The sequence below is a fragment of the Nostoc sp. CENA543 genome, from assembly GCF_002896875.1.
Classification (GTDB): domain Bacteria; phylum Cyanobacteriota; class Cyanobacteriia; order Cyanobacteriales; family Nostocaceae; genus Trichormus.
Genome location: NZ_CP023278.1, coordinates 6661753 through 6674654, shown reverse-complemented (window position 1 = coordinate 6674654; position 12902 = coordinate 6661753). Strand labels below are relative to the sequence as shown.

Below are 12902 nucleotides of genomic sequence, written 5' to 3'. Positions count from 1 at the left end.
TCAGCAGGCTAAAGTCGTCATTCATACAAGATTCGTAAGTTTGAATTTATTAAACCTAAAACTACAAACAACAACATCAGGAGAAAATGGCTAAAAACGAAGCTACATCTGCCCTAAAAATCATTCCTTTGGGCGGTTTACATGAAATTGGTAAGAATACCTGTGTTTTTGAATACGATGATGAAATCATCCTTTTAGACGCTGGGCTGGCTTTCCCCACGGAGGCAATGCACGGAGTGAATATTGTTCTCCCAGATACAACGTATCTCAGGGAAAATCGTCATAAGATAAAAGGAATGATTGTCACTCATGGTCATGAAGACCACATTGGCGGGATTGCTTTCCACTTGAAGCAATTTGACATTCCGGTGATTTACGGGCCGAGACTAGCAATGGCCATGTTGGAAGGCAAATTAGAGGAAGCGGGAGTCCGCGATCGCACAGAATTAAGAAAAGTCCTGCCTCGTGATGTCGTCAGAATTGGCAAACATTTCTTCGTGGAGTACATCCGCAACACCCACTCCATCGCCGATAGTTTCACCGTCGCCATTCACACCCCCTTGGGTGTCGTCATTCACACAGGTGATTTTAAAATTGACCACACCCCTGTAGATGGAGAAAGGTTTGACCTCCAACGCCTCGCGGAACACGGCGAAAAAGGTGTACTTTGCTTATTAAGTGATTCTACTAACTCAGAAGTACCGGGATTTACCCCCTCTGAAGCAGCCGTTCTACCCAACCTAGACCGAGTTTTTGGCCAAGCCACCGGCAGATTATTTGTCACCACCTTTGCTTCTAGCGTCCATCGCATCAACATAGTTTTACAACTAGCGAAAAAGCATAACCGTGTGGTGACAGTGGTGGGACGTTCCATGTTGAACTTAATTGCCCATGCCCGTAATCTCGGCTACATCAAGTGTGAAGACAACCTCTTCCAACCCCTGCACACAGTCCGCGGCCTACCTGATGAAAATGTCTTGATTCTCACTACCGGTTCTCAAGGTGAGACAATGGCAGCCATGACTCGTATTGCCAACCAAGAACACCCCCACATTAAAATTCGGGAAGGAGATACAGTTGTGTTCTCCGCTAATCCCATCCCTGGTAACACAATTGCAGTCGTCAACACCATCGATAAATTGATGATTCAAGGGGCAAAAGTCCTCTACGGGCGAGAACAAGGGCTACACGTTTCTGGACATGGTTGTCAAGAAGACCAAAAGCTGATGTTAGCCTTAACGCGTCCCAAATTCTTCGTTCCCGTCCACGGCGAACACCGGATGTTAGTCAAACACGCCGATACAGCCCGGAAAATGGGTGTACCAGCAGAAAATATGGTGATTATCCAAAATGGCGACGTAATTGAACTCACAGAAGAATCCATTCGAGTCGGTGGGAAAGTGCCATCAGGAATTGAACTGGTGGATACAACAAGTTCTGGGATGGTTAGTGCCAAAGTCTTACAAGAACGCCAACGCATGGCTGAAGAAGGAATTGTCACCATTGCGGCGGCAATTGATTGGCAGGGTAAACTCATGGCCAAGCCAGAAATTCATTTGCGGGGCGTTGTCACTAGTGTAGAGCGATCACTGCTGCAAAAATGGGTGCAACAGCGTATTGAAGAAATTCTCAGCGTCCGGTGGACAGAGTTTTCCACAGGAACAGCCGAACAACCCCAAGTCGATTGGGGTGGATTGCATGACACTTTAGAACGGGAATTGCACCGTTCCATTAAGCGAGAATTGCAATGTCAGCCTTCAGTAACATTATTGATGCAGACTCCAGATGAAGCACCTGCACCTGTAAAGGTGAGTGATGGTAGAAGGCGACGGACTCGCACGGCGGCTCAGGTGGCTTCTTAGGGACTTCCAACTGAAAAAATATATAATCACTAATGGTGAGCAAGGGGGCAGGGAGCAGGGGGAAAATCAAAATATTCTCTCTCGGAAATTGGATAATTGATTTTCTGGAAGTCCCTTAAGAATTAGCTCACACACCTAAGTATAGGCAAAGACGCAAGGAGTTGATTAGGCTCTTTGCGCTTTGTCATAAGTTATGATTTTAGGGGAGGCGATCGCTATGACTAAGACTCCATTGAAAGTTAATACTCTGGAAGAATATCTAAATTTTGATGATGGTACAGATCATCGCTACGAACTTGAGGATGGGGTGCTATTAGAAATGCCTCCTGGGACTGGTAAGCATGAGGCGATTATTACTCTACTCTTGATTCGCTTCTTTCTAGAAATTCAAAAGATGGGATTGCCTTTACAACCTCGTCCTAATGGTACAGAGGTGCTAACAAATAAACAACCCAGGCGGCCTGATGTTTGTGTGATTACCAATGAGCAAGCTAAAAGTATTGAGCGCACTTCAGCTATCCTCACAACTCCGCCACCACTGTTAGTGGAAGTAGTCAGCCCTGAATCTGTGGAACGGGACTATATCCAAAAAACGGCTGAGTATGCAGCTATTGGTGTGAGTGAATATTGGATTGTTGACCCTTTGGAAAATAAAGTTACTGTCTGTGTTTTAGAGGCAGGTAGTTACAAGCAAACTATCTTTATTGGTAATCAAAAAATAATTTCTCCGTTATTTCTAGAACTAAATTTAACAGTCGAACAATTACTTATAGCTTAGTTTGAAGACCTAGAAATTTTTAATGAACTAAGAAATAAGTAATAGTCACAGTTAACAAAGTTAGCGGTACACCAAAGCGGAGATGTTCCCAAAAGGTGAGTTTATATCCTAATTCTGCTGCCGCTTCTACAGTAATTAAATTAGCAACTGCACCGAATAAAGTTAAATTACCTGCTAAGGTTGAACCAGCCGCGAGCATTAACCAAGATTTAGTATCACCTTGAGGAATTAATGGTTGTAATAGTAAGACAGCCGGAACATTAGAAATTAAGTTAGATAAAACAACTGTTAAACCTAATAAACTGGCGGCTGAATTAACTGTAGAGGTAAAGGGTTGGAGTAGGTTTAATTTTTGTGTGGCTTTGGTTAAAATAAATAGCCCAGAAAACATGACTAATAAGTTCCAATCTACCTTTTTTAAAACTCTTTGGGGTTTAATTCTTCTAGTTATTAGTAATAAGCTAGCAGCAACTAAGGCTGATTCTGCTAAGGGAAAACCAAGGGCAAAAGCAATTAGTAGTGCTGTGGTAATAATTAACGTTTTCCGAAATAGAGGTTTGAATATTCTCTGATTATTAGGAAGAACAATTGAGCAAGGTTGGAGTGAGCGCACATCTGGATAAAGTAGCCACAGCAATGCTACCTGTATGAATAAGCCAATAATCGCTACTGGAGCGAGTGCTTGCAAAAAATCTATGTAGCGGATACCAGAAAATGAACCAATCAGAATATTCTGGGGATTACCGCTTAAAGTCGCTACAGAACCAATGTTAGTTGCACCGGCGATCGCTAGTAAATAGGGAATGGGATTTAAACTCAAAGCCTGCGCCAAGCTCAAAGTTAAAGGCGTAAATACCAACGCCAATGTATCATTCAGGAAAAAAGCCGAAAGCAACCCACTACCAAAGGTTAAAGCGATTAATAAACCCAAGGGACTGCGAGTTAACTTTAATAGCACCGATAAAGCCTGCTGGAAAAACCCTGCATAGGATAAGTTGGCGTTAACTACCATCATGCTTAACAAAAACACGATAGTGTTAGCATCAATTGCTTGCCAAGCTTCTTGAACATTGAGGACACCCAACGCAATCAAAAACGCCGAGCCTACTAAAGCAATGGTGGCCCGGTTCATCCGCAAACCAGGAAGATAACCCAAAGCTAACCCAAGATAGGTTAAACCCAATACTCCATAAACTGCGATTTGGATGATTTTCACTTGCTTGGGGGGAAGTTTGATGTTGATTACTACCTCTAGATAGCACAATGTGCTGCTATCTTCGATATTCCCTCTTGACGAAAATTACTATATTAACTTTTGTAACAATTAACCAAAAACCTGCCCAATGGCGGATGTCTTCATTAGAATTTAAACTGTGTCAAGTTACCGAGAAGATTGAATAGTTACACTACCATTTACGGGAGAATTGCGATTAACTTGACGTAGTAATAAATAGTTTGCTGAACTCGGTGGCTAGTCACAAACGCCATTATATCCCGATTAGAACAAGGTTTTTCCCGATTCGGTAGGTTTCACGCTGTATATATTCACCGGAAGGGTGAACACCCTCATTTACACAGAGGCACAACCATGAAGGTATTTGATAATACCACAAAAAGGATTTTCTTGGCAAGTTGGGTTGCAATCAACCACACAGAAGTAATTAAGAATGATCCCCAACAGTTGCCAGATTCTACTTCTCTTCGCAGATGGGATCTTCTCCAACCGCTACGCCGATGGTTAGACAGCATTGAAGTACGCGATCGCCAATTTGCTCATCGCCTGTGTCAATCGATCCCCGCCCAATGTCCTTTTGAACGTGATATCAATTTATTTGGTAAGACATTATTTCACATTCCCCCACTATGCAAACTCAACCCTCTTTATGAAGAAGTGGTGAGCTTGCGCTTCCGCGCCATGTGCTATCTAGCAGATGAGTGTGGTGAAGATGTCACAAAGTATTGTTAGACAAGTCTAATACTACTTAGGGTTTGCTGAAAAAGTCGTGAAAAAACAACAGAAGAATTGAGTAGGTAGTCAAGTAGGGCTAAATCTTCGTTTACTTTGTCCCTTACGGGTTCGCCAGTTGCTTCAAGCCGGGGAACCCGCCCAACGCACTGGCTCACCAAACTTGCCCTCAATAGAATTACGAATTAGCTCAACATCTCGTGCTTGTTTCTTTGTTTGAGGACTGAAATTTTTGGGTGGTCTACCGAGTGGTGTACCACTAATTCTAATTCCTCTTTCTTGACACCAAGCTCGATTCTCTCTAGTCCGATAAATTTTATCAACATAAACAGATTCAGGATAATATCCGGTGTAGTTTTTGTAGGCTTCTACTTGTGTTGTTAAGTCACCTGATTCGTTAAAGTTATCCCAATTGATATGGTCTAAAAATACATAACTATCAAAGCAACTAGCAGAAAACTTGTCTACTGTTTCTCTATCACTTGCTCCTAGTTTTTCTGTGATTATTAATGCTCCCAATGCCATTCTAAATGTTTTGGCTGGTGCGCCTATACTTGCTGAAAATCTTTCTGCGTATTCTGCTTCCAATTCTGACCAAGGTATCATGTTCGCCATGATTACCCATCGGTTATCTACTGCCAGTTTCCCCCCAAAGGGCAGTTCAAAGTTTTCTGGACGCTTTTCTTGTTTCTGCGCTTTCCTATACATCTTAACGCATATTGCTGTAAGTATTTTTACTTGTTTTTAATCCTTTTTCTTGCACTTTATTTGTTTTTTCTGAACCTGAAACTCTTGTTGCTTCTATCTTTCGCCATTATTTAGCAAGCTCTAATTAACAATTTTTCTCAATATTTTTACTTAAAAATAGCTGACAGGTGATTGGAGTCCACTACTTCCCACCGCGAAACCTGGCGAAGTGATGACTGTTTTAATTCGTCAGATTTTAAACCCATCACCCAAAAGCGATCGCTCTTTAAAGTCATTATCAACCGAGAGCGATCGCTTTATCCAGACGCTGTTCTAGTAGATCTAATAACCCATCAACGTCCTTACCAACTTGCTCAAAACAAACTGGTGGCGTTGGTTCTGGTGCAAACTGAATTAATTTAATTTCGCCCTTACCAATTCCAATCATTAAAACTTCAACTTCTGGCTGATGATGCTCAATAATTCCTAAAATTTCTTGCAGCCGATTTTCCACATTTATATTTAATTTTTCCACTGCATCTTGGGGACAATAAACAAAATGTGGTGTCGGTTGTAAATCAATCCCAATCGTACCTTGACTATCACCATTTGCTAACCACAAACCCCAAGCCAAAGCCGCCAATTCCTGCTGATTTTCCTTAACAAATCTATCCAACTGACCACGCCAAAGATTTTCCCTAGATTCCGATTGATTATTGCCAAACATCATATTAATTCGTTATTTTCTCTCTATTCTCTCTGCGCCTCTGTGGTCTGTACGTGAGTCTGAGCAAGTTTGTATCACCATTGTTTCATTATCCACTGCCGAGGTCGCTAAAGCTCATATCGAAATTGGTACTTCGCAATATTAGGGGAGGGAAAGCCGCACCAAGGGCGATCGCTTTCATGTTACTTTGGCAGTAAAGTAGTCATCCCAACTACCAAGGTAGCCCACACAAAAAACGCCCCATGAATGACTACAATAGTTGTGGTTACTTGGATAATATCATGCTTAAGTTGGTTAACATCATCACTCAGGATAGACATTAAACCCCCTGTGCGGCCTTTGTCAAAATCAGCTAACTCCAAACTCTGTAGGTGTCTATATGCGTCCAACCGTAAGTTATGCTGGATATTCTGTGCCGAGTTACACCAGAACAACCTATTGTCACCCTGAAAAAATGACTCTCCTATCCAAGTAGTCACCGTGAGCAGCTAAATCATAGAAAATTGCCCCAAAATATCTTTAATTCTCTACTGAGCAATGATAGAATCCTGCTGCTTAACTACCACATTCCCTATCGCATTCATTCCCCCTGACAAAATCAAGCCGCAAATTTGCTTCCCAACCAAACCAACTGTCGCTAACAGAATTTTTTGATGATATTGGTGTCCATAATTCAACAGGCGTTAAAGAGGATGTACAGAATGTCTACGCTCTTATGAAAACCTGATGTTAACACGGATGACACTGGTAAGGTAGTAGGGGCAAGTTTAACCAGTGCATCTGGAGGTAGGTATAATTTTCTGATTAACCTACCCTGACTAAGTGCTGAGTGAGGAATTATGAGTTAGGAGTTAGGAATTGTGAGTTAAGAGTTAGAAGTATTTACTATAACTAACAGCTAATAGCATAGATAACTATATGGGTAAGTTGTCGTCAAGAAATTAAGTCATGAAATGGAGAGACTACCAGTATTTTTCATCCTCACCTAACCAAGACACCACAAAAACCCACTCATCTATAATAAATTTACTCAACACAGGCTAACAACCCCACCAAAAGCAATCATCAGGAGAAATGACCTTGAGAAATCAACAATTAGGAAATTGGCAAACTACTGTTTTGGGGATATTGTTAGCTATCCTGGTGATTGTTGGGTTAAATTCTTTTATTATTATCAACCCAGGACAAGCAGGAGTCATTAGCATATTAGGGAAAGCCAGAGATGGTGCTTTAATTGAAGGTATCCACGTAAAACCACCTTTTATTTCAGTAATTGATGTGTATGATTTAACGGTGCAGAAATTTGAGGTTCCCGCCGAAAGTTCTACTAAAGATTTGCAGAATTTAACTGCGAGGTTTGCGATTAACTTCCGTTTAGATCCTAACCAGGTAGTAGAAGTGAGAAGAAGACAAGGAACATTAGCTAATATTGTCTCGAAAATTATTGCTCCCCAAACACAGGAAGCATTTAAAATTGCAGCAGCTAAAAGAACAGTAGAAGAGGCAATTACTAAACGTAGTGAACTCAAAGAAGACTTTGATAATGCACTAGGCGATCGCCTAGATAAATATGGAATAATAGTATTAGATACTAGCGTCATTGATCTCACTTTTTCTCCTGAATTTGCCAGAGCCGTAGAAGAAAAACAAATTGCTGAACAACGCGCCCAAAGAGCCGTCTATGTTGCTAGAGAAGCAGAACAAGAAGCCCAAGCAGAAATTAATCGCGCCAAAGGTAAAGCCGAAGCTCAAAGACTCTTGGCAGAAACCCTCAAAGCCCAAGGCGGACAATTAGTGCTACAAAAAGAAGCAATTGAAGCCTGGAAAACTGGCGGCGCACAGATGCCTAAAGTCTTAGTCATGGGTAGTGAATCTCAAGGGAATTTTCCCTTTATTTTTAACCTTGGCAATACCCAAAACTGACTATAATTTGCCTAATCACACACAACAAGATTTTCCCAACCATGAAACAATATATGCCAATGCCCAATCACCCCAACCTGACAACTACAGAAGCCAAAAAAATTCTCAACAAATTTAACTGTTTAGACATCGCTCCCATTCTCAAACCATCGGAGAAAGAATTAGTGCGTCAAGCATTAATTTTATTCACCAAACTTTCCGACTATCAAATCTTGGGAATTTGTGCAGACACAGCCGCCGAAGCCCTACTGGCCATGAGAACCTATTCCCATGCCTTGGGTTATGAAGTACCCATTGATTTACCAGTAGTAGAAGGGCCAGTTTATATCAAATTGAATGGCAAAAATGGCTTATGTTACCTCGATTCCTATGTAGGACATCATCGGGGTGTATTAGTTTCTTGCCAATCTCATAAAGAAGGAGGCATCAACGAAATGTATGGGCATCTACCACTTGATTTATTTGTCGAAAATTAGGCAAAGTTTTGAGGTACATTGTTATTAAAATTAATGTACCTCATAGATAAATCTCTGAACTTCCCAAATCTCTCAAATTTCTCTTTTAGTGCATCTCCAAAAGTGAGCTTCATGCCCCACCTATCAGTTCATCAGCTGCTTTTAAAATTCTATGAGCATCATCACCCTACAATCAGTTAAAAAAGACTTTGGAATCAAAGAGATTTTAAAAGATGCCAGCTTTAGTATAGATGTCACTGACAAAGTGGGTTTAATTGGCACCAATGGTTCTGGTAAATCAACCCTACTAAAAATGATCGCAGGGCTAGAACCAATCGATAGCGGTCAAATTACTTGCAGCTCTAGTGCTAACATCATCTACCTACCCCAACAGCCCGATTTAGATGAAAATCGCACAGTTTTAGAGCAAATTTTTGCTGACAGTGGCGAACAAATGGCTTTGGTCAAAGAATATGAAGAAATTTCTGATAAATTAGCCCATTACCCAGAAGACAGTCAACTCATGTCGCGCTTATCTGTAGTGATGCAGCGTATGGACGCAACTGGTGCGTGGGAATTAGAAACCAATGCCAAAATCATCCTCAGTAAGTTAGGAATTGTTGACTTTGATGCACCCATAGGGACTTTATCTGGAGGCTACCGTAAACGCATCGCCCTAGCCACAGCCTTACTCGCCAACCCCGATGTTTTGCTGATGGATGAGCCAACCAACCATCTCGATGCTCTATCTGTAGAATGGTTACAAAGCTATCTGAATCGTTTCCGTGGTGCATTGTTCTTAATCACCCACGATCGCTATTTTTTAGATCAAGTCACCAATCGCATTATTGAAATTGACCGAGGTGACATTTACACCTACTCAGGTAACTACTCATACTACCTAGAAAAGAAAGCCCTAGCGGAAGAATCAGCCCAAAGTAGCCAACGTAAACACCAAGGTGTATTAAGAAGGGAACTAGAATGGTTAAAACGGGGGCCAAAAGCCCGTAGCACCAAACAAAAAGCTAGAATTCAACGGGTTCAAGCCATGCGCGAAACTGAGTTTAAACAAACTCAGGGTAAAGTCGATATCTCCACAGTCAGCCGCCGCATAGGCAAAAAAGTCATTGAACTCAATAGCATTAGCAAATCTTATAACGGACGTATTCTAATTCAGAACTTTACCTACGAATTTAGCCCCGAAGACCGAGTGGGAATCATCGGTGGGAACGGCGCAGGTAAATCCACATTAATGAATATCATTACCAGCAGAGTAGAGCCAGATGCAGGAAATGTAGAAATTGGTTCTACCATTCATATCGGTTATTTCGACCAGCATTCTGAAGCATTACTCACTGCCTTAGATGAAAATCAGCGCGTGATTGATTACATTAAAGAAGAAGGGGAATTTGTCAAAATCGCCGATGGTACAAAAATTACAGCTTCCCAGATGCTAGAAAGATTTCTCTTTCCGGGAAATCAGCAGTACGCCCCCATTTATAAACTCTCTGGCGGTGAGAAGCGGCGATTATTTCTGTTGCGAATTCTGATTAGCGCGCCGAATGTGTTGATTTTAGACGAACCGACCAATGATCTAGACGTGCAAACCCTCGCCGTATTAGAAGAATACCTAGAAGACTTTAACGGTTGTGTCATCGTAGTGTCTCATGATCGCTACTTTTTAGACCGCACCGTTGATACAATATTCGCATTAGAAGAAAGCGGTAGCCTGCGACAATATCCAGGCAATTACTCAGTGTATCTTGACTACAAGAAAGCTGAAGAAGCACAACAAAACACCGCCAACACTAAAGAAAAAACAAAAAATTCTGAAGAATCAAAAGTTACATCGCAAACTAGGAATGTAGACAATAAAAAGAAACGTAGGTTATCTAATTGGGAAAAACGGGAATTTGAGCAGCTAGAAACTAAAATTGCTCAATTAGAGGAGGAAAAAGCCCAAACTGAGCAAGCACTAGCAACAGTCACTCCCGGTAACTACACCAAAGTCCAGCAACTCTACGAACAAGTAGAGTCGCTCAAACAAGCAATTGATATCGCCACCAATCGCTGGTTAGAATTAGCTGAGATCGATTCATTGGAGAACGGGTGAGAACAAATGAACGCTCTAAAGCAAAATTTACTACCAATCTTGGCATTAACGGATACACAAACTGACCAAATTTGTCAAGTTAATCGTGATTTGAGCATGGAGCGTCAACATGAGGAGAAAGTGAAGCAGACAGGAAGTGGGAGGAAAGGGGGCAGGGAGCAGGGGGAAGCCCAGAAACAGCAAGTTGTCTGGCTATACAGGAGAATTGTTTCCTCATCTTCACTCCCCACTGATAGCAGGAGACGGGTTACATCTGGAAAAGCCTCTGTTGGTAAAGGTTTTATCATTCACTGATGTGTTCATCTCATGGGCTACGAGCTATCACAAATCAGATAGCGTATGCTTTCCCCCTGCACCCTGCCCCCTGCCCCCCTGCCTCCTGGGGGAGAGAGAAACTAATTCTTTAAAAATTCTGCAACTTAGTTTACCAAAAGTTTGCCGTAGTCATGAAAGTCAGATGCTACCCTTTGTCTGAGTGGGAGATTTGACTGGGTTCTCATGTTAGTGTTGTTCATCTGGCTATAGATAACTTTAGCCGTGCATCCGATAGTTAGATATAGTGCCAAGTAATGATCATGATCAATCATCATACTCAAGACCTCCGCTCGAATGCTATTCACTTTCTAGAGCAGACCCCGCCACAACGTCTACAAATTCTCCAAGAATTAGGCTTAGGACGCTACCAGTTTTTGACGAAAATTCGTCTCAATGATGCCAACATCAATTGTGTGATGGAATTTTTGCAAAACCCTCGTCAAGTTAAATTCCCTAACTTATCTGGGGCTGATTTATCGGGTTTGGTTTTAAATGAAGTGAATTTAATTCGGGCGAATTTAACAGGGGCAAATCTACAAGGTAGCAGCTTATTAAATGCTGACCTAATTTTCGTGAATTTTACCAACGCTGATCTGCGAAAAGCTGATCTTAGAGGTGCAGCACTCAATGAAACTATCTGGATAGATACCTTAGTAGAAGAGTGTCAACTCGGCTTAGGTAATGGCTTAAATAAGCAGCAACGTAAAGATTTACAACTGCGGGGAGCTAGGTTTAACTATTTGGCAGATGATAATTAGAATCTCAAAATTATCAGGTTGCTAGATTGAAACTGGCTTGGACAAGTCAATGATTAATTCCATCAAACTCCCTCGCAAACTCATGTTATTGGGTGCAGGAGAACTCGGCAAAGAATTTGTAATTGCAGCCCAAAGACTGGGTAATTATGTAATAGCAGTTGACCGCTATGCTGACGCGCCCGCTATGCAGGTGGCTGACTGTTTCGAGGTCATATCAATGCTGAGTGCCGATGATTTAGAAGCTGTGGTCACTCAGCATAAACCTGACCTAATTATACCGGAAATCGAAGCAATTAGAACGGAAAAATTGCTGGAATTTGAACAGCGAGGCATAACAGTTATTCCCACGGCAGCTGCGACGAATTACACAATGAATCGCGACAGAATCAGAGAATTAGCCCATCAAGAATTAGGGGTTAGAACTGCTAAATATGGTTATGCCGTTAGCTTAGAAGAATTAGTAAAAGTTGCCGATGAAATTGGTTTTCCTAATGTAGTAAAACCAGTGATGTCTTCCTCTGGGAAAGGGCAATCTGTAGTGCAGACAGCATGGGAAGTAGAACAGGCTTGGAATTATGCGATCGCTAATTCCAGAGGCGACAGTCAAAAGGTGATTATTGAAGAATTTATCAACTTTGAAATTGAAATCACCCTATTAACAATTAAACAGTGGAACTCTCCCACCATCTACTGTTCACCCATTGGGCATCGTCAAGAGCGAGGAGACTATCAAGAATCTTGGCAACCCGCAGAAATTTCTCCAGATAAAATATTACAAGCCCAAGAAATTGCCAAAAAAGTCACCGATGCTCTAGGGGGTGCAGGCATTTTTGGCGTAGAGTTTTTCATCACCAAAGATGAAGTAATTTTCTCTGAATTATCTCCCCGTCCTCATGATACGGGTATGGTGACATTAATCTCCCAAAACCTCAACGAATTTGAGTTACATCTTAGAGCTGTTTTAGGCTTACCAATTCCCCACATAGAACAATTAGGAGCTTCAGCCAGTGCCGTAATTTTAGCATCAGAAAAATCAGATGCCATTGCCTTTATAGGTGTAGCTGAGGCACTCTCAGAAAAAGATGTAGATATCAGATTATTTGGTAAACCCACCGCCCATCCCTATCGCCGCATGGGAGTAGCCTTAGCTAAGGGCGATAGTGTCCAAGAGGCGAGAGACAAAGCCACAAGAGCAGCAAATAAAATTAGGATTGTTAGTCAATAGTCATTAGTCAATAGTCATTAGTCATTAGTCATTAGTCATTAGTCATTAGTCATTAGTCATTAGTCATTAGTCATTAGTTAATAGTCATTAGTC

General features: G+C 41.6%; 12 protein-coding genes and 1 pseudogene. 9 read left to right on the top strand and 4 right to left on the bottom strand.

Annotation, left to right across the window (positions count from 1 at the left end; translation table 11 throughout):
• Positions 1 to 86: 86 nt before the first annotated feature.
• Together CLI64_RS28000 and CLI64_RS27995 are read left to right on the top strand one after the other, a co-directional pair.
• Entirely contained in the window at positions 87 to 1862 is a 1776-nt protein-coding gene (locus CLI64_RS28000; protein WP_103140268.1) for a ribonuclease J, read from the top strand.
• A gap of 217 nt (positions 1863 to 2079) precedes the next feature.
• Entirely contained in the window at positions 2080 to 2640 is a 561-nt protein-coding gene (locus CLI64_RS27995; protein WP_103140912.1) for a Uma2 family endonuclease, read from the top strand.
• Positions 2641 to 2659: 19 nt separating this feature from the next.
• On the opposite strand, the gene CLI64_RS27990 is transcribed toward CLI64_RS27995, so the two are convergent.
• Positions 2660 to 3856, bottom strand: coding sequence for an anion transporter (locus CLI64_RS27990; RefSeq protein ID WP_103140911.1), 1197 nt, complete (start codon positions 3854 to 3856; stop codon positions 2660 to 2662).
• A 372-nt stretch (positions 3857 to 4228) separates the two neighbouring features.
• On the opposite strand from CLI64_RS27990, the gene CLI64_RS27985 reads away from it, so the two are divergent.
• On the top strand, positions 4229 to 4606 hold the full coding sequence (locus CLI64_RS27985; RefSeq protein WP_103140267.1) for a Mo-dependent nitrogenase C-terminal domain-containing protein: 378 nt from the start codon (positions 4229 to 4231) through the stop codon (positions 4604 to 4606).
• Between the two features lie 144 nt (positions 4607 to 4750).
• On the opposite strand, the pseudogene CLI64_RS27980 reads toward CLI64_RS27985, so the two are convergent.
• From CLI64_RS27980 to CLI64_RS31765, 3 genes and pseudogenes are all read right to left on the bottom strand, one after another.
• Positions 4751 to 5314, bottom strand: a pseudogene (locus CLI64_RS27980) (transposase); the annotation flags it as partial.
• A 277-nt stretch (positions 5315 to 5591) separates the two neighbouring features.
• Entirely contained in the window at positions 5592 to 6023 is a 432-nt protein-coding gene (locus tag CLI64_RS27975; RefSeq protein WP_103140266.1) for a hypothetical protein, read from the bottom strand.
• Between the two features lie 179 nt (positions 6024 to 6202).
• On the bottom strand, positions 6203 to 6499 hold the full coding sequence (locus tag CLI64_RS31765; protein ID WP_225977445.1) for an ABC transporter transmembrane domain-containing protein: 297 nt from the start codon (positions 6497 to 6499) through the stop codon (positions 6203 to 6205).
• Between the two features lie 601 nt (positions 6500 to 7100).
• Here CLI64_RS31765 and CLI64_RS27965 point away from each other — a divergent pair.
• The 6 genes from CLI64_RS27965 to purT all read left to right on the top strand — a co-directional run bounded on the left by CLI64_RS27965 (position 7101) and on the right by purT (position 12809).
• The gene (locus tag CLI64_RS27965; RefSeq protein ID WP_192881751.1) at positions 7101 to 7943 is read left to right on the top strand and encodes a prohibitin family protein; all 843 of its coding nucleotides are present in this window, start codon (positions 7101 to 7103) and stop codon (positions 7941 to 7943) included.
• Positions 7944 to 7996: 53 nt separating this feature from the next.
• Positions 7997 to 8419, top strand: coding sequence for a DUF1824 family protein (locus CLI64_RS27960; RefSeq protein ID WP_103140910.1), 423 nt, complete (start codon positions 7997 to 7999; stop codon positions 8417 to 8419).
• Positions 8420 to 8570: 151 nt separating this feature from the next.
• Positions 8571 to 10511 carry an ABC-F family ATP-binding cassette domain-containing protein gene (locus CLI64_RS27955; protein ID WP_103140264.1) on the top strand — a complete coding sequence of 647 codons (1941 nt, stop codon included), beginning with the start codon at positions 8571 to 8573 and terminating at the stop codon, positions 10509 to 10511.
• Between the two features lie 6 nt (positions 10512 to 10517).
• Positions 10518 to 10805, top strand: a complete 288-nt coding sequence (locus tag CLI64_RS27950) for a hypothetical protein (RefSeq protein WP_103140263.1) — start codon at positions 10518 to 10520, stop codon at positions 10803 to 10805.
• Between the two features lie 281 nt (positions 10806 to 11086).
• Positions 11087 to 11584, top strand: coding sequence for a pentapeptide repeat-containing protein (locus tag CLI64_RS27945; protein WP_192881617.1), 498 nt, complete (start codon positions 11087 to 11089; stop codon positions 11582 to 11584).
• A gap of 49 nt (positions 11585 to 11633) precedes the next feature.
• Positions 11634 to 12809, top strand: coding sequence for a formate-dependent phosphoribosylglycinamide formyltransferase (purT, locus tag CLI64_RS27940; RefSeq protein WP_103140261.1), 1176 nt, complete (start codon positions 11634 to 11636; stop codon positions 12807 to 12809).
• Positions 12810 to 12902: the final 93 nt, after the last annotated feature.